This window comes from Rhodopseudomonas sp. AAP120 (assembly GCF_001295845.1).
Lineage (GTDB): Bacteria > Pseudomonadota > Alphaproteobacteria > Rhizobiales > Xanthobacteraceae > Rhodopseudomonas.
The window spans coordinates 135,040-151,231 of record NZ_LJIC01000107.1 but is presented as its reverse complement, the minus strand read 5'-3'; the positions used below and the strand labels follow the sequence as shown (position 1 = coordinate 151,231).

16 protein-coding genes and 1 pseudogene are annotated in these 16,192 nt (G+C 62.7%); 3 read left to right on the top strand and 14 right to left on the bottom strand.

The annotated features are described in order from the left end of the window. Positions 1 to 466: 466 nt before the first annotated feature. The 6 genes and pseudogenes from IP86_RS17625 to IP86_RS17600 form a co-directional block, all read right to left on the bottom strand. Positions 467 to 1,901, bottom strand: a pseudogene (locus IP86_RS17625) (IS1182 family transposase). Between the two features lie 152 nt (positions 1,902 to 2,053). After that, complete coding sequence (locus IP86_RS29435) at positions 2,054 to 3,625, bottom strand: AAA family ATPase (RefSeq protein WP_012494708.1); 1,572 nt, start codon at positions 3,623 to 3,625, stop codon at positions 2,054 to 2,056. Further along, positions 3,615 to 3,821 carry a hypothetical protein gene (locus tag IP86_RS17615; RefSeq protein ID WP_012494707.1) on the bottom strand — a complete coding sequence of 69 codons (207 nt, stop codon included), beginning with the start codon at positions 3,819 to 3,821 and terminating at the stop codon, positions 3,615 to 3,617. The genes IP86_RS29435 and IP86_RS17615 overlap by 11 nt, the downstream gene beginning before the upstream one ends. Further along, on the bottom strand, positions 3,818 to 4,405 hold the full coding sequence (locus IP86_RS17610; protein WP_049774700.1) for a hypothetical protein: 588 nt from the start codon (positions 4,403 to 4,405) through the stop codon (positions 3,818 to 3,820). The genes IP86_RS17615 and IP86_RS17610 overlap by 4 nt, the downstream gene beginning before the upstream one ends. A 77-nt stretch (positions 4,406 to 4,482) precedes the next feature. Continuing rightward, a complete protein-coding gene (locus tag IP86_RS17605; protein ID WP_150104501.1) occupies positions 4,483 to 5,502 on the bottom strand; it encodes a GIY-YIG nuclease family protein in 1,020 nt (339 codons plus the stop codon). A gap of 118 nt (positions 5,503 to 5,620) precedes the next feature. Next, on the bottom strand, positions 5,621 to 5,815 hold the full coding sequence (locus IP86_RS17600; protein ID WP_012494704.1) for a hypothetical protein: 195 nt from the start codon (positions 5,813 to 5,815) through the stop codon (positions 5,621 to 5,623). A gap of 309 nt (positions 5,816 to 6,124) precedes the next feature. Here IP86_RS17600 and IP86_RS17595 point away from each other — a divergent pair, with 309 nt between their 5' ends. Both IP86_RS17595 and IP86_RS17590 read left to right on the top strand, forming a co-directional pair. Then, a complete protein-coding gene (locus tag IP86_RS17595) occupies positions 6,125 to 6,754 on the top strand; it encodes an alpha/beta hydrolase family protein (protein WP_012494703.1) in 630 nt (209 codons plus the stop codon). 749 nt (positions 6,755 to 7,503) lie between these two features. Further along, positions 7,504 to 8,001: a hypothetical protein gene (locus IP86_RS17590; RefSeq protein WP_012494702.1), complete on the top strand. Its 498-nt coding sequence runs from the start codon at positions 7,504 to 7,506 to the stop codon at positions 7,999 to 8,001. 28 nt (positions 8,002 to 8,029) lie between these two features. On the opposite strand, the gene IP86_RS17585 is transcribed toward IP86_RS17590, so the two are convergent. From IP86_RS17585 to IP86_RS17575, 3 genes are all read right to left on the bottom strand, one after another. Next, positions 8,030 to 8,791: a hypothetical protein gene (locus tag IP86_RS17585; RefSeq protein WP_012494701.1), complete on the bottom strand. Its 762-nt coding sequence runs from the start codon at positions 8,789 to 8,791 to the stop codon at positions 8,030 to 8,032. Between the two features lie 5 nt (positions 8,792 to 8,796). After that, entirely contained in the window at positions 8,797 to 9,381 is a 585-nt protein-coding gene (locus tag IP86_RS17580) for a hypothetical protein (RefSeq protein ID WP_012494700.1), read from the bottom strand. Positions 9,382 to 9,574: 193 nt separating this feature from the next. Then, complete coding sequence (locus tag IP86_RS17575) at positions 9,575 to 10,996, bottom strand: hypothetical protein (RefSeq protein WP_012494699.1); 1,422 nt, start codon at positions 10,994 to 10,996, stop codon at positions 9,575 to 9,577. Positions 10,997 to 11,357: 361 nt separating this feature from the next. Here IP86_RS17575 and IP86_RS17570 point away from each other — a divergent pair, with 361 nt between their 5' ends. Then, positions 11,358 to 12,302, top strand: coding sequence for a hypothetical protein (locus tag IP86_RS17570; protein WP_012494698.1), 945 nt, complete (start codon positions 11,358 to 11,360; stop codon positions 12,300 to 12,302). A gap of 9 nt (positions 12,303 to 12,311) precedes the next feature. On the opposite strand, the gene IP86_RS17565 is transcribed toward IP86_RS17570, so the two are convergent. The 5 genes from IP86_RS17565 to IP86_RS17545 all read right to left on the bottom strand — a co-directional run bounded on the left by IP86_RS17565 (position 12,312) and on the right by IP86_RS17545 (position 16,190). Continuing rightward, complete coding sequence (locus IP86_RS17565) at positions 12,312 to 13,166, bottom strand: 3'-5' exonuclease (protein ID WP_049774699.1); 855 nt, start codon at positions 13,164 to 13,166, stop codon at positions 12,312 to 12,314. 145 nt (positions 13,167 to 13,311) lie between these two features. Further along, entirely contained in the window at positions 13,312 to 14,109 is a 798-nt protein-coding gene (locus tag IP86_RS17560; protein ID WP_012494696.1) for a hypothetical protein, read from the bottom strand. Between the two features lie 31 nt (positions 14,110 to 14,140). After that, a complete protein-coding gene (locus IP86_RS17555; RefSeq protein WP_012494695.1) occupies positions 14,141 to 14,440 on the bottom strand; it encodes a hypothetical protein in 300 nt (99 codons plus the stop codon). Beyond that, a complete protein-coding gene (locus IP86_RS17550) occupies positions 14,440 to 15,327 on the bottom strand; it encodes a hypothetical protein (protein ID WP_012494694.1) in 888 nt (295 codons plus the stop codon). The genes IP86_RS17555 and IP86_RS17550 overlap by 1 nt, the downstream gene beginning before the upstream one ends. Before the next feature lie 137 nt (positions 15,328 to 15,464). After that, positions 15,465 to 16,190 carry an SOS response-associated peptidase gene (locus IP86_RS17545; protein ID WP_012494693.1) on the bottom strand — a complete coding sequence of 242 codons (726 nt, stop codon included), beginning with the start codon at positions 16,188 to 16,190 and terminating at the stop codon, positions 15,465 to 15,467. Positions 16,191 to 16,192 lie beyond the last annotated feature (2 nt).

Below are 16,192 nucleotides of genomic sequence, written 5' to 3'. Positions count from 1 at the left end.
CAACGCGCGATTTTCGCAGGCGACAGTGTAGGCAACAGAGTGGGCGGTAATTTCGCCGACGCCCCCCGTTACATACCCCCTTTTGTAACGCGCAAAGTCAGAAAAGTAACGCCTAAAGTCAGAAATTTCGGCCGACTCGGCGACTCGATTTAAGCGTTTCCAAACTCTGCATTAAGCGTTTCCAAACTCGATACCAGCGTTACCAAGGGTCGCGCCATGTAGCTCGCGGTTCTCCGACACACGGAAGCGACCTGCCGATATTGAGTGTCGGTCGCTACGACGGCGGGCTAAGCCCACCCTCAGGGCCATTGGGGTGGGACATGTCCGCTTCTGGCCGATGCTGTCGAAAAGTCTTTGTCGCCGCGCGGGACTGCTTCTCCTGGTCTGGTTCGACGGCGAGGCCATTTATTGATTGAGTATCTGCTGCGCCGGCCGGTCGCTGGCTGTGACGCTGACGCATAATTGCTCACACGCATACAACTAATACCCGCGCCGGCTCCGGCGGCTTGAGCAGCTTCAGCGCCATTGTCTTCAGGTTCTGCACGATGGCGGCGAGATGGAATTCGTCGCGGGCGCCGGACAGACCTCTCAGGCGCAACCGTTCGAATCCATGGTGGGTCTTTAAATGCGCTAACCGCATCTCGACCCGCTTGCGCTCATCGCGTGATTTGAGGAACGCTTTAGTCGTCATTTTCCGGCGCGCGACATCTCGGGCGTCTTCGTGGAGATCGCGCGGGATCTGCCGGGCGGGCGTGTTTGGGCAACACTGCGCCTTCAGAGGGCAGATGGAGCAATCGTGTTTGCTGGCGCGGAACCATAGCATCATTCCATCGCGAACTTTGCCGGTGGTGCGAAGCGCCTTCCCACTGGGACAGACATACACATTGGCGCGGCTATCCCATTTGAAGTCTGCACGCGAGAAGGTGCCGTCTTCGCGTTTACTTTTATCCCACACGGGGATGTGCGGCGTGATCTGCTTCTCCTTGACAAGCCAACCGAGGAACTTGCCTGTGCCATAGGCAGTATCGGCGATCAGTCGCTTCGGCTTCAGATCGAAACATCGCGCTGTGCGATCGATCATCGTCTTGGTCGCGACGACTTCGTCGTAGGTCCGCGCTGGCGTCGCTTCCACGTCGACGATGACCGCATGTTCGACGTCGATCAGGTAATTTAGACCATAGCCGAACTGGACGCGCTTGTTGGCTCTTGCCGTCCACGCAGAAGACGGATCGGACGGCGAGATCACCTTCGGCGCCTTGCGTTCGCTGCGCCGGTGCCGCGGCGTCTCAGGACCATTGTCGGTGTCGTAGGCGCCATCCGCCGCCTCGGTGGGCTGCGCGGCAGCTTCGATCGAAGCAAGATACTCAGCAACGGCGCGCCGCTGACGTTGTACGTCGGTCCAGTCGAGTTCAGCCCGCGGCTTGCCGTGGTAGCGACTGGCGTTGGCCTCCAGCACGCTGGCATCGACCGCGAAGCCTTCGCCCTTTACCAGCCCGGTCGCCATCGCCGACCAGACGGCACGCTCGAAGATGTGGCGCAACACGTCGCTCTCGCGAAAGCGGCCGAGCCGGTTGACCGAAAACGTCGAGTGATGCGGGAGCGCGTCATCGAGATCGAGCTGGCAGAACCAGCGGTAGGCAGATGCAGTTCCACTTCCTGGCAGAGGCGGCGCTCTGAGCGGACGCCGTAGCAGTACCCCACGAGCAGCATCCGGATCATGAGTTCGGGATCAATCGACGGTCGCCCAATCTCGGAATAGTGCGGCTCGAGCTCCTTGTGGAGATCAGCGAGTGCCACGGCGACGAACGCTTTCATCCGCCTGAGCAGGGGTTCTCGGGGATACGATCCTCCAAGCGAAACTCATAGAACAGGCTGCCCTGATCCCGCTTCCGCCGTCCCATCGTCACCGTTCTCCGTCACCGAAGCTCGATCAGATGAAGGAATCAGTGTTCGCCGAGGCTCTGAAGCCTTTTTTCGACAGCATCGGCCCAAACCGGACCTTACGATGCGCCGGTTTGGTGGTCGACGACCTCCGTCGAGCACGGAAGCAGCGTCACTGCCTCACCTCGACCTTCTCCCGCGCGTTGATCATTGCTTCGACAACCCGGCGCAGCTTCCTGACTGACCCACCATGCCAGAAGCGACTGGCCGCGGCGACTTCATCTTGTGTAAGCGGCGTCACCCAACGCGCGTCGAGACCGCGTTCAACAGTAATATTCGCAATGACGGTGGGCAGTAGCGCCTCGAGATCTACGGGCCTCGGCTTCGGGAATTCGATCACACGAAACCGGTCCTTGAGCGGCGACGGAAGCTGGTCGATCGAATTGGCCGTGGCGATATAGCTGACCATCGATAGATCAAGCAGCGTCTGCAGCGCCGGATCTGGATAGCGCGCGGCAGTCTCGAGTTCGAGGAATCCCAACAACGCGTCCCAAAGTCGACCGTAGTCCGACCGGGTCGGAGCCTTCTCTATTTCGTCGAGCAGAACGATTGGATTCGCGACTAGGCCCTGCGCAATTGCGAGAAATGGATGGCACGGTTCGGCCGAGTGCCAGCGCTTGTCTGTACCACCGAAGGCCGCGCCATCGGAACGTGCTGCGTCGACGCGCCAGACATGTACGCCGAGCACTTCGCCGAGACGGCGACCAAAGCGTGACTTGCCGCCACCCGGCGAACCGACAAGCAGCAGGGGTCGCAAATGAACGTGGGTGCGCCCAATGAGATCCGTTAGGCAGAAGTCGATCACCTCCTGTGCATACGGGAATTCGAACAAGAGCTGCCGCCTGGCCTCGTGCAGGGGAGGCGCAGCCGCGATCGGCATGGCCGTATTGATAGCCGCCTTCAGTGGCGCCACGATCTCCCTCAGCTTCGGGTTCTTCAGACTAGCGTCCCCCAGGGAACAGACCACGACGCGGCCGTCGAGAGCAACATCACTCTTGTGATCAGTGGGCGCTGCATCTTCGTGGACCACCTTCTGTTCTTTCTCCTTCCGAGTTCGTTCTTCATATTCCTGGCGCACCGCTTCAATGGCTTGTTCGATACGCTGCCGCGCCATCTTATCGGCCACACGGTAGGCATTCGTTAGGGCCCGGGTGTCTGCGTACAGCGGCAGTTGCGGAAGCGCGATCGGCAAAGCGGCCCATCCCCACACCAGAGCTTCGACATCAGCTGCCATATCAACATCCAGCTTATCGGGCACAGCCTTCGCGGCCATGACGAGAGACTTTCCGACGCGACGGTGCTCGGCAATCAACGCTTCGCTATGCGGAACCGGAAGAGAAACCATCCGCACGCAGTCGGCGATCGAGCGCAGCTCAGAACAGTCGTTAGCTGCCGCCGCTCGGTCCAGCTCCGCAGCCAGATTGATGGCGGCGTCCGTGGTATTCGCGTTAGCCCAGATCGTAGTCTCGGGCAGGTTCGGGCACAACTCAGCAATTTCGCCGATCAAGCGCTCTCGCACGTAGCTGTCGGCTCGGCCCCGCAGCATTGCGATCCGCAGGATCCGCGGCAACGCCTTCATCATCTCGTCGGCCTCGGCGGCATCCGCCGCGGCGCCGGTCGAAGCAGCTTCTTGTTCCGATATCGGAAGGGTCGCCAAGGTGTCGTCGTCGAATTCAGCAGTCATGACAGAATCCCCGAATTATTCTCACCATCACGATCGGGACCCGCTCCGGCACGAAATGCCGCAACGCTTCGAACGCGTTGCGCGCCCTTTCCGCAGTGTCGCCAGCAACGACGACAACATCGACGTCGGCACCGATCTTGATCGGCTTCGTCGGCGCAACGTCGATGTGCAGATCCGAGAAGATCTGGACGCTCATTCGCCCGCTCCCATGTCGAGCGGCAGGGCCGTGTTGTCGCGCACTACAAGGGGCTTCGGCTTGCCACCCTTGCGGGCCATCGTCTTCCTGGTCTTGATCGCACCGCGGAGGTTCGACACCATCCACGACACCGCCAATTCCTTGCCGAACGGATGGTCGAGCGGCGTGTGCCGCAACACGTGCGACAGCATCAGCACCGCGGCGGCGTTGCCGTCGAGCGCGTTCAGCAGCACGGCCGACAACGCGAGATCGACCTGCAGCGTGATGTTGGCGATCGGCATCACCTCGACAGCGACGGCGATACTCGCGGCCGGGTCGCCGCGCATCGCGCCGACCCACTCACACCCCCCGAGCACCGCGATCTTCGACAGCGTGTCGCGCAACAGCACGCGCTCGGCCTCGTGCAGACATTGGGCCGGCATCGTCCGCCACCACGACAGCGGGCTGGTGTTGCCGGCATTGAACGGCCAATGGCAATGCGTCAGTTCGGTGCCGATGGAGTCGTCGCGGCTGACCGTCGTCGTGTCTTGCAGCGTCGGGTTGGTTCGGGAAGCGGTGACATTCTTCGATTGGTTGCGGGTCACGGGTTTGCCTGTGAGCTGTTTTGAGGGAAGACGTCGGGGCACCGTGGATCTGGCCAACGCCATGATGGTGCCCGTTGTCATGCCGCGATGATCATCGGCTGCGGGAAGTTCGGTGCGGCCCACGTCCGGCTGGCGACGTGGGCGCCGGTCAGTACCTTCGCGGCGATTGCCGCGGACGGAAACCACACCGGCACCAGCAACCGCTTGCGCCCGCTGAGCCCCGGGATATCCGCCAGCGCACCAGCGACTTCCAGCTCGGCGCGGCGGGTATGCAGGATCGGGTTGACGCTGGCATTCACCAGGCTGCGCACTTCCGAACCCGCGGTGACCACGAAGCCGTCGTTGGCCGGATAGCCCCGCGCCCAGAGCCCGCCATAGTTGAGCTGGAGTTCGCCGAGGCCGTTGGAGGCGGCGATCACGCCGATCTCCATCCGGCTGGTGTCGTCGCTGTCGCAGCCATCGGTCTCGGTGACGGTGTCCGCGTCGACCATCAAGGCTTCGGCGGGGCGCTGGCTGGCGCAGCTGGAGTGGAAGGCCCTGCAGCCGGCGTCGAACAACAGCCGCATGCCGTCCTTGACGATTTGATCCAGCGGCGCGCGCCGCCAGGCCGGCAGTTCCAGCAGCCGCGGGCTCACCCCTTTCTGCACCTCGACCAGACCGGCTTCGCCAGCGGCGTTGGTCAGGCGATACTGCAGGTAGATGGCAGCGGTCTTGTCGAAGGAGCCGCCTTCGGAGCCTGCGATGACGAACACCTCGCGCATGAAGAGCTTCGCCGGATCGGGGAGGTGCTCGGTCAAGCGGCGGCCGATGTTATTGGTCTCGCCGATGTAGATCTGGGAATGGTCGGCCAGGATGTAGCAGGCCGGAACCGCGGCCTTGCTGGCGACGATGGCCCTGATCATTGCTGCCGGAAATGCAATGACCGTAAGGCGACAGGCGTCGTCGAAGACCTGCCGGACGTCCGCGATGCCGCCGGTGGCACGGTGCACGATGCTGGTGCAGCTGACAGCGGTCGCGTCATAATTCGAGAAGAACGACATGGGGAAATCCCTTCGCTGAGGGATCAGAAGGTCTGAGCGGATCGGCGCCGGCAGCACAGGTCTGTCATCCATGCCCCGCGGTGCGCGGGCACGGGCGACGGGCCGCTTGGCTGGCGGTGCGGCGATCCGAGGCGTCAACGCAAACGTGCGAAGAGCCCGATCAGACCGGCCGATCCTAGCTGCGGCTCTTGATGACCGTGGTGATGGTGCGCGCGTCCGGCAGCGCTTCGCTGGCGGTCGGGGCCCACGGCTCGGGCCGCGCCACGTCGGCGCGCAGGGCCGGGGTTGCGGCCGCCCGGTGGGCACCGCAGGACAGCGACAGGGGATGGGGATCGCGCGCCGAATCGGCGCTATAGTGGCACTCAGCCATGACTGACTCCTCGAAAGTCGGTTGTGGTCAGGCTGTCGTCTGGTGTTACCAGCACCGGGCGGCAGCCGCTTCGCAACACTGCAAAGAGGAGAGAAAGATAGGGTGCCGTTCTCGACGCGGTAGGTGGCGCGGCAAAGCTCCTCGATTTATCGTTAACGGCGGTTTTGCAAGATTGGTCGAATTGAGGACAGGTGTCGGCCCGGTGTGTCAGGGGAACGTTGCCATCACTTTAGACAGGGGAGGCGTGTCCGGTGACGACGGAATGAGAATTTGCAACCCTCATTTTTTGTCGGCCCGCCTTTAGGCACGATGATCTATTCTCCCGCGATGGCCCAATCCACTTTCGCCTTCCTGCTTGCGCCCGGGGCTGGAGCTTCGAGCGACCATCCGCGAATGCAGGAGTTCGCCTGCCTTTTAGCGCCTCTGGGCGAGGTGGTGACTTTTGACTATCCCTATATGCTGGAGGGACGAAAGCGGCCAGATCCGTTGCCGAAGCTGGTTGCTGCCCATCGCGAAGCGCTCGTCGGCGTCGCCGATCGCCACCGTGGCCCGGTTGTCCTTGTCGGCAAGAGCATGGGCGGGCGCGTCGGCTGCCACCTCGCCCTGGCAGTGCCCGTCACAGGCGTCATCTGTCTCGGCTACCCTTTGTGTGGCGCAGGCGATCCCGCCAAGCTCCGCGATCAGGTTCTGACTGAACTGCGCACGCCGATCCTCTTCGTACAGGGGACGCGCGACAAACTCTGCCCGCTCGATTTGCTCGAGGCCACACGCGAGAAGATGTCTGCGCCCTCCCGCCTGCATGTTGTTTCAGGCGGCGATCATTCGCTGTTGGTCTCGAAAACCGCACTGAAGGCGCAGGGCCGCAGCCAGGCCGATGTCGACGCGGAGATCGGGACGGCGGTCGCCGAATTCCTGCTCGGCCTGTCGGGCGAAGCCTAACCTGGCTTCGCGACCGTCGGCGACTTCGTCCTTTAAGGTGATCGCATGTGCAATCCACATTTGATCACCAAGGGGCAGATCGCGATCTCGCTTCGGTCCGCGCAATGCGCGACGCCCCGGGCAACCTGCCGCCGATTTCGGGCGTCTTCCCGGATTATTTCGCGGCTATCCGCAATGCGCTTGTTGGCGTCCGCGAGCTCGCCCTCGCGCGCTGGCGGGATACCGGGACCGCCATTATGCGGCGCGGTCGACGACGTCCCTCTTCGCCGGGAATGAAAAAGCCTCTCTGACATAGGCCTATCTTCTGAACGGATGCTGCTGGCATCATTGCGCCGGGGCCGCCCAAGGCGGCACCCACCGTTCAGACGGTAAAAAACTCTAATTGTGGGTTTTCGAAACGTTAGAAAACGTGGCGGAGAGGGAGGGATTCCCAACGAGAGGCAACGGAACCTCGAAAAACCACAGAAAACAAGGCTTTTCTGAAAAGACCGGCGGAGTTTTGCGACCACCGGCGTGTACCACCTCCCGGACCCGGGAAGGACTCGAAACTCGGGTGATTTCGAGGCGGTTCGTGACGGCCGACCGGGGCGGGCGGGGCTGTCGTCGGCCACTGGCCCCGCCACGAAACTGTTCAACAGGACGCCGTGCAGCAGGATGTCGGCATCCACGTGGTTCGGGCTCGGCTGCCCTACGATCGGTGCCGTATCGTATCCTCGCCGCGTTTATCCATGACGCCAGCGGAGACCGCGATGGTCACCAAACAGAAGCAGAAGGCACCGAAGAAGGCCAAGCGGCGGCGTAAACCGCCCGAGGAGATCATCGACTACGTCGTCGAAGTCGATGGCTGGGATTTCAGTTACTGGCTGGCGCTGAACACGGTGAGGAATGAGCGCGACCCCTACCATGAGCACCGGGACGTGGAGATGAGGGGGCGGCTGCTGCGGCCGTCCGGCCTCCGGTCCGATCGGGTCACGGTGTCGCTGTTTCCGTCGGCGAACCTGCTTGAGGAGCGACGGCAGGAGCTCACGCCTATCGCGGTCGGCTCGATCGAATCCTATACCGACAGGCTCGACGCGCGCCTTTCGATCCCGTCGGACATGCTGCCGTCGATCCTGCAGGTGCTGGCGGCCGGTCGCCTGAAGTATCTGGTGATGCGGGGCTCGAAGTTCCGTTATCGCAGCGCCAGGCTCGTCAGCTTCAGCATCGGGTCCAGACTGGACGAAGACGACTTGGTGGAGTTGGGATGACCGATGCGTTGGCCTTCCGAGGCGAGCTTTAGCGCGCAAATTCTTCGATCATCCTCCAGCAGTAAGCGTCGACGGTGACGTAGTCGTGCAGCATCTGCTTGTGGAAGACGATGGTTGGCGCGCCATCGAGTACCGAGTGGGTCATCCACGGTCGGAATTTTCCGAGCGCCTTTTGCTCTCCGCGCACGCGGTCGTACTCAGCCTGGTCGCCGGCGAGAGCCGCAGCGATTGCTTCGGCATCGAGCGTCTTGAACAGCTCCGCGGACGCCTGTTCGATGACGTAGAGCGGGATGTACAGCGGAATTCTGTGTGCGAGCCCGTCCCGGAAGGAGATCAGGTTACCCAGCCATTGCTGATTCACGTCGAGGAATGCTTGGAATTCGGCGCTGAGGGATTTGCGCACGTAAGGCTTGCCGAGTCCGATGTCGAACCGTCCGAGTTCGGCTCCGTCCTTGCCGCGCACGTTCTTCTCCAGCACCCAGATCCAGGCGAGGTTTTCCAGGCAGCCGAAAGCGTTCATGACGAAGTTCTGGATACAGGCCGTGGCGGCCATGACGGTCACCAATTCCGGTACCTCGTCGAGATCCGGTTGCAATATCTCGAAAACCGTGTCGACCATCTGCGTCATGGTCGACAGGCGCCGACACAGGCCGTGCTGCGCGTACTCCTTTGCTTTCTCGTTCGTCCAAGCGCGGCCGGCGTAGGCGGCCTTCGACTTGCGTAGCGCCGGCGCGAGCTCGGCGCGTCCCTTTTTCAGATCCTCGAGAGCCTCCTGGCTGAAATATCCCACCGTCCCTACGCCTCCACGTCCTCGACCCTGCCGCGGGCGTCGACCAGCGCGATTCGGATGCCGGCGGCGGCGCAGCGCGGCGCCAGTTTGCGCCCGACCCGGCGTGTCACTTCGGTTGCCGGCATAACGGCGATCTGGCGGGAGCCTGGCGTCTTCATCATCAGGCGTCCAACGATCTCGCAGAGTCCCTTGTCCAGCTTCGATAGCCGGCCCGGATGCCGGGTTGCGATCGTACCGCCCTTGCACTCGGCTTCGATCGTGGTCCCGTTCGCCACGGCAGTTACATCGCTCAATCCGGACTGCGGATGGATGACAATCCGACGTCCCTGCGCGTCCTCGAACGTCCCCGCGAACGCGCTGCGGGCGGTCGCAATTCTGTGGAAGCCGCGTTTCTCGATCCAGCCGGGAAAATCGACCTGCCGGGCGTGCTGTCCGTCCGGATGGATCTTCACCTCGCGAACCGGCTCGGTCCGGAACAGGTGCATGGCGTAGGCAAGCATGACCGCGCCTTCGTAGAAGTGCCGGTCCGGCTCGTCCGCCGGCGCTCCGGCGGTCGGCGGCCGCTCGACAATGAGGTCATCGAAATCCATATCTAAAATTCAACAACTTTCAATTGTACGTGGACTGTAGCTCACGTAGCTCAGGCGCGCCAGCCCGCGGGAATTCGAGAAAGCCGTGCGGGGGCGTCGTCGGACCCGAGCGGCTTGGCGACCATGCGCAAAATCGTGGCGGAGAGTCGGCTAAGCCGGCCCTCGCTCCGCCTACGTATGCCCACCAAATTCGTCATGACCGCATCCGACGCATGAAGGTCGCCTTCCGACGCGTCATTTCGTCATCGGAGCTCTCCAAAAGGCGGTCGAGCGCTTTCATCATGGGCACAGCGGCTGTCAAAAGTTGCCCGTCCAGAGCCTTCTCGTCGTCGCGATAGAGAGCGTCCCGCAACCTGTCGAGCAAGACCTCCGACGGAACGCCGCCCGGCATCTCGACCGACGACTGCAACGCGCTACGATCGGACCAGCGACCAAAGAAATCCCACCCAGTCGGCGAGCGTTCATGGCGGAGCATCAGTTCGAGAATTTCCGGGCTGATGTCGACGGCCCGGACGGTCTGCTCGCAAACCCTCGGGTCGTCGAGATCGGAGTGGCCAAGCCAATCCCGAAACTCGGGGCACGTGGGATTGACCGGACCTGCGGCGATGAAATCGAACGTCCCGCGTTCGTCGCTGCCGCGCGAAGTCGAGAAGGGGAATCCCGGGCACCAGATGCCCGCCGCCGGATTTTGCCAGCCCTTCTCGCGCTTCGACCGGGGGCCTGAAGCAAGTAAGGTCCAGGATTCCAGAAGCAAAAGCGCCTTCGCCTTGCCGCGTGTGCGCGATGGCCCGAGCGCCAGGTGCACCGCGTAGCATAGTCTCGCCTTGACCTTGCCGATCGGTCGGGACCGGGTCTTCAGCGATTGCAGTGTGTGCTCCAGGATATCGGAACCGTCGTTTTCGCTGCACTCGACCTCGACTTGGCCGACAACCCTCGGAAACAGGAAAACTCGTGGCCAAGTGAGATACCAGCTGAATTCAGGATCTTCCCCGCGGTACTCGAGCCGGCCCGTCGTCTCGTCGAACTCCAAACGACGTTGCTCGCACGCAGTCCAGAGTCGGCTTAGATCGACGACCGTTCCGTCGGCGGCTTTCCTTGGTCTCGAGAGATATCGGCCGATCTCGCCCATGCCTTCGGCGAGCTCCTCGAACTCGTCGCGCCGAGCCAAGGGGAGGAACGGCTCGAGGAAATCCTGGACGGCGGTGGCAAGTTCGTCGAGGAGCGGAAGCTGATCGCAGTCCGCAAGCGCCGCCGCGGCAACGACCAGGTCGCGGTACTTGGTAAGGGTCTTGTTGAAGCGCCCAACGGCGAATTTCGTCTGCCTCGCCTCCCGTTCGTCGCGAGTTAGGTGGAAACGATAGTAGTTCTTCGGGGCGGGCGCGACGTTAGCCGCTCGGCAGATCGCGGGGCAGGAGAGATCGAGCCGTTTCGCGATCCGCGTCACCGCCAAGGCCGCCGCAGCGGCCTGTTCGCGGGTCAGTTTGCGCTTGGCAGGAAGCTTGTGGCCTGACTTAGGTCGCAACATGTCGCAGACCCTGGTCAGGGTCTGCCCGGGGTGGGCGACGGTGGCGAGAGCGTCGTTCATCAGTCTGCTCAAGTGGGTGTCGGTAGTCATACTCACCTCCTTGTGGCGTCGGGATGAGCAATGGCTACCGTGAAGTCAGCGGACGCGCATTCTGTTCTTGAAAATTGCAGATATCATATTTTGCAGAATAAAAATGATGCAGAAAGCTCGAGCGCCACGCACTGGCTGACCCGGCTCTCCGCCCCGGGACGGTCAAGGTCGCGAATTCACTTAATAATGGAGCGCGCTCGTCACTCCGGGTCGGATGGCACGCCAAATTTATTTTCACTTCGTGGCCCGAAAGAGATGCTCGCGACCATAAATAGGTGGAGTCCCGCATCTTCGGGGGCTTCTCCCAGGGGCTGGACCGGGCTTGGGAGGAAGCCAATAAACCGGTCCAAGGAGGATCTACTTGCCCACCAGTTCTGCTGCCGACCGGATCGATGAGATCCGCGACAAGATCGAAAGGCCGCGAACAGCCGCCACCATAATCGAGACCGCTCTCCGCAATGCCGGCCACCCCATGACGGTCGACCCCGAAAAGCTTTCGGTCTCATCGGAGTGTATCCATGAGACCACCGACAGCCGGACCCTGTCGGAGCATGTCTGCGACGCCATGTATCCCCACGAACCCGGCGGCGAATTCTTTCACTACACCGGGCGGGATGCATTCAAGGGCATCGCGGCGAACGGCGTTCTCTGGCTCGCCCACCTTCTGAAGCGAATCAAAGAAAACGAAATTTCGACGCATGCCGACCAGCACGGTCACACGGGATACACCGACGCGGCGAAGAAGGCGGCCTACGTGAACACCTTGGCCAAGGACCTTTTCTACACCTCGGTGACGCCGATCGGCGCGACCAACGACGGACCGATGTGGGGTGCATTCGCCGAGGGCGGCACTGGCGTCCGGCTCCGGCTTCGCATCGAGGTCGATCGGGATCGGCAGCATGGGGAGTTGCGTAAGATCCGATATCTGGTGGCCGGCGAGAAAACGCTCCTGAATCGGATCAATGACGACCTCACGGCCGCCGGCTTCTCGGAATTCCTGCCCTGGACGACCTCCAAGATCGGAGCGTTCTGCCTGCCGAAAGCCATTTACGGCGGCGAATACGAAGTCCGACTGCTGTACAAATTCCACCCGGATGTGCTGCCTCACACGCAGAAAGATCCCAGAGACCTTCGAGAGGACAATGGCACGTTCGAATACTGGAAGCTTCCGCTCAACAAAGACAACGACATCGCTTCCGTTACGCTGCTCGGCATCGAGGCAGGACCGAACGCAGACATGGCCGAAATACGCAGCATCCTGGCCGGGTCAGGCTTTTCTGGAGTCAATCTCACGCAAGCGCCATGACCAACGGTCTTAGACCCGGCTCGAAAACCGCGTGAACGCGGTAAGCCGCTGCACGCTAGGCTCGACGTCGCTCATGTAGATCTCGGTCCGCAGGAACGCGATCTCACCGTCGAGGGCGGCCTCGTCGACGTCGATGAACCAGGAATTGGGTCTGCCGTCGCTGCCGTCATTCCAACGGTAGCCCCGTTTTTTGAGCGAGTCCTTGAGCTCGAATGGCGACTGCTCGGCCCAGACCCGCATCGTCGGCTTGCGGGCGTTGTCGAGCAGCAGCGCCAGCGCCGGCGCGCCGGTCGTTGGCAGCGTGAAGTCCAAGATTTCCAGCAGTGCATGGCAGTCGTCGACGGCCCTATGAGCCTGGTGGAAGAAGCCGGCGCCGTTGAGCAGGTAGCCGAGCTGCGCGTCCGCGAAACCATGCGCCCCCCAATCGACCTCGGTCACGCTGCAGGCCCATGCCCGATGCTCGAACACCGGCCAGTAGCGTTCGGCGAACTTCCTGTCGAAGCCGCTGTTGTGCGCGATGACGATGACCGCGTCGTCGACGAACGCCGCGACAGCATGGACATCGAACCCGTGGCCCGCCACCATCCCGTCGGTGATGCCGGTGATCGCGGTGATCTCCCGCGGGATCGGCACCGACGGCTCGTTGAATGCGGAGAAGGTGCCCCTGACGCCGAGGATCCGTCCCTCCGCCGAGTAGTCGAACTTGACCATGCCGAGCTCGATGATCTCGTCCGTGCTGTGGTCGAGGCCGGTGGTCTCTATGTCGAGCATAATGCCGGTCCGGACCTCCGGCCCGCCGGCCGGGGTGTACGGCGGCCTGGCGACCAGGCGCCGCAGCACGCGGTAGTCCGGCGACCGGCCCAGCGCGTCGGCCGACGATTACGGGCGCACCGTCCGGTCAGCCCTTGATCGCTTGCTCGCTCGCCTCCAGTGCGGCTGTCGGAGCGACGTTTGAACGGAATGGGTAGGCGGTCGTCCAGATCGATGTCCCAGTAGCCGTAGGATTCGTTCATGCGGCCGCTCGCCCGCCAAGCCTCGCGCGCAGGTCCTTCCGCAATTCTTCTGCCGCGGCAACGAGCGCGCCGGCGCGATTTCGGACAGGATCCTTTGGGTTCAGCTCCGAGATCTTCTTCTCGCCGAGATAGACCGAAACCTGGCTACCGGCCTGCTTCGAGGGATGCGCGAGCCATCCGAGGATTCGGTTTCGGTCAATCAATTTCTCGTCGGCGGCGAACGACAGCGCCGCGGCCGGGGTCGGCCCAAGACCGACGTAGTACGCGTCGCGCCGCAGAAGCGACAATGTGGGCAAGAAGTCGTGCTCGAAGCATCGGCGTAGTAAATCGACGCGCAAGACTTCCTCGAACGAGCCGGCGAACGGCTTGCCGCCGACGAAGGCCGCATGCGGGACGACCGACGTCGCATGAAGCAGGTGAGACCGTCCCTGCCAAAGCTCGGCGGCCCGACCGCCGCCGACGAGCGTCATGATGCCCAGCGCATCGATCATCCGCTCGAGGTTCGGGCGCATCGATGCACCGCCGAAAGCGGCGAACTTCTTCACCGCGCGAAGGATGTCTTCGTCCGCCGCTCCACGCCGGAGAAGGCGGCCGGCCTCGTCGTATGCTTCGTCCCGCTGGGTGGGGCCCGGCGTGATTCCGACGATGACGAGTTCGGCCTCCGCGTTGACGTGGTCGAACGGCACGTACTCGATCGAGTACCGGCCTTCGGCTCCGAGAAGCAGCGGTGCTGCGCGCTTGCCCGATCCCGCGAGGGCACGTTTGAATTCAGCGGCGATTGTCGGCTTGTCCATTTGATATCCCCTATTTTCGAAGTCGGTCAGGTCAGCGGCGTCGGAAGCGTTCTTGCTTGTGGGCAGCGGTGACTAGCAGGCCGTTGTCGCCGACCACCGCGTAAACCCCGAGCCAGCGTTCGACGACTTTCAGTCCGCGGTCGCCGCCCAGGTGATGGCGGAGCCGTTTGATCGCCGTCTTGTCGAACATCAGCCGCTCCGCGCCGTTGGCGCGGAAGGGCGACCCGAACTGCATCAGCAGATCGACGACAAGAGCCGGAATGGCGCGCTGCTGCAGACGCGCCCTGGAATGCACGGTCAGCGGCAGGTCGTTGGTCGCGACGTCGTGCATCAGCGGCCTCCCTTCGGAGTGCGAAGGGTGACCTCCAGCGCCTTGCCGACGAACATCGGAACGTCGAGCTCGAGCGCCTCGGCGACCTGGCCCGCGCGCTCGACGTCGAACGAGAAGGATCCGTCCAGCCATGGCTGCAGGTCCGCTGCGGGCCAGCCCAGGACGTTCGCTAGTCGATCCGCCGCGCCGATGCCAGCGATCTGGCCGATCAGGCGAGAGAGTTCTTTCGGCGTTTCCGCGTCGCGGATCGCACGCGCGAGTAAGCGATCGTCGGCGGCGCGCTCCGGCCACGGAGCGAAACCGCGGCGTCCGGACAACCATCGCTTGGCCTCCGCGAAGTCGACCGCGACCGGCTTCGAACCCGGGATGGCCTTCAAGCGCCCTTCCGTCTTGTCGGCGATCGCCATGCGGACCGCGCCCTCGCTCATGTTGGCGAGCAAGGCGAGTTCGCGGGTGGTGAACTTGGCGGATTCGTCGCCCGCCCATTCGAGCTTCCACCTCGCGAGCGCTGCGTCGGCGACCGCTCGGCAATAGCCGTCGGGCGTCATGAACCGGTGCATCTCGCCGCCGGAGGAAATGCCGCCGACACGGGGCGTGCCTTCCATGAAGACCTGGAGATCCTGGACTTCGTGCTCGCCGAACGCGTTCAGGCGGCTCCGGTTGAACACGAACTCATAGGCCCGCTCGAAGGAGCCCGTGATGTCCGCGAACAGGGAAAGGTCGACTTTCGATGCCTGTTCATGGACGTACTCGCCCTTGTCGCCGGGGGGAAAGCCGATGAAGGCCGCCGCCTTGGTCGGGCCCGAGCTGATCAGGACGTGATCGGCCTCGAACAGGAAGATCGTCCGCAACTCGTCGAGCATCTGTTCTTTGGAAAATTCCGCCATCTTCGCTCCATGCAAATATGCAAATCATTTTGCATGGACTTGATACGGACGCCAGCGTCAAAAGGCAAGTCAAATATTCAAATTATTTTTTATTTTTGCATATTCCGCTATCGCGGGCTGATCTTGGCGAAATAGAGTTAGATCGTCCTGTTTGGGGCATCCTCCTTCACGCCGCGGGCAACGATCCGCAGCGTCCCGTCCGGCAGCGGTCGCTGCAGCTTGAGCGCCTCGTCCGCCGGGGCGGTCATCCAAGTGTCGATTTCATCTGGCGTCGTCAGGATCACGGGCATCGCCTTCGGGTGGATGGCGCTCACCTCGGCGCTCGGCTCCGTCGTCAGGAATGCGTAGAGGTCGTTCGTGGTCTCGCCTTCCTTGACCTTCCGCACGGACGTCCAGTTCGTCCAGATGCCGGCGAAGCAGGCGAGCGGGCGGGTCTCGTCGAGCGCGAACCAGATGTCGCCGCCCTCGGCCTTGTTGAACTCGCTGAATGAGTTGAACGGCACCACGCAGCGGTGCTCCGGACCCAACCACCTCGTCCAGTGTTTGCTCTTCACGTTCCGAATGCTGGTGGTGCCGCCGTCCGGCTCCATGCGGAGCAATTCCTTGAAATCAACCGTCTTGCCTTTCGCCTGCAGCTTCTCCGCACGCTTCTTGGTGGCGTCCATCAACGCCTTCGATGACGACGGCATGCCCCACCGCGCGGTCGCGAGCTCGCGTCCTTCGACGCCCGTCCGGACGATCGGCGCCTTGTAGTCCGGAAACACACCGGGCATCGGCGCGAGGTTGCCGACATAGCGATTGACGATGCGAAACAGAGCGCTGATGGCGGCCTGATTGGTGGTGATCGAATACAAATTGCACATCG

What these genes read in the sequence shown, in the direction of transcription:
- IP86_RS29435 (WP_012494708.1), bottom strand. Translation starts at nt 3,625, where the DNA reads ATGACTGCTGAATTCGACGACGACACCTTGGCGACCCTTCCGATATCG.
- IP86_RS17550 (WP_012494694.1), bottom strand. Translation starts at nt 15,327, where the DNA reads ATGGCGGAATTTTCCAAAGAACAGATGCTCGACGAGTTGCGGACGATC.
- IP86_RS17590 (WP_012494702.1), top strand. Translation starts at nt 7,504, where the DNA reads ATGGTCACCAAACAGAAGCAGAAGGCACCGAAGAAGGCCAAGCGGCGG.
- IP86_RS17595 (WP_012494703.1), top strand. Translation starts at nt 6,125, where the DNA reads ATGATCTATTCTCCCGCGATGGCCCAATCCACTTTCGCCTTCCTGCTT.
- IP86_RS17580 (WP_012494700.1), bottom strand. Translation starts at nt 9,381, where the DNA reads ATGGATTTCGATGACCTCATTGTCGAGCGGCCGCCGACCGCCGGAGCG.
- IP86_RS17600 (WP_012494704.1), bottom strand. Translation starts at nt 5,815, where the DNA reads ATGGCTGAGTGCCACTATAGCGCCGATTCGGCGCGCGATCCCCATCCC.
- IP86_RS17575 (WP_012494699.1), bottom strand. Translation starts at nt 10,996, where the DNA reads ATGACTACCGACACCCACTTGAGCAGACTGATGAACGACGCTCTCGCC.
- IP86_RS17555 (WP_012494695.1), bottom strand. Translation starts at nt 14,440, where the DNA reads ATGCACGACGTCGCGACCAACGACCTGCCGCTGACCGTGCATTCCAGG.
- IP86_RS17545 (WP_012494693.1), bottom strand. Translation starts at nt 16,190, where the DNA reads ATGTGCAATTTGTATTCGATCACCACCAATCAGGCCGCCATCAGCGCT.
- IP86_RS17615 (WP_012494707.1), bottom strand. Translation starts at nt 3,821, where the DNA reads ATGAGCGTCCAGATCTTCTCGGATCTGCACATCGACGTTGCGCCGACG.
- IP86_RS17560 (WP_012494696.1), bottom strand. Translation starts at nt 14,109, where the DNA reads ATGGACAAGCCGACAATCGCCGCTGAATTCAAACGTGCCCTCGCGGGA.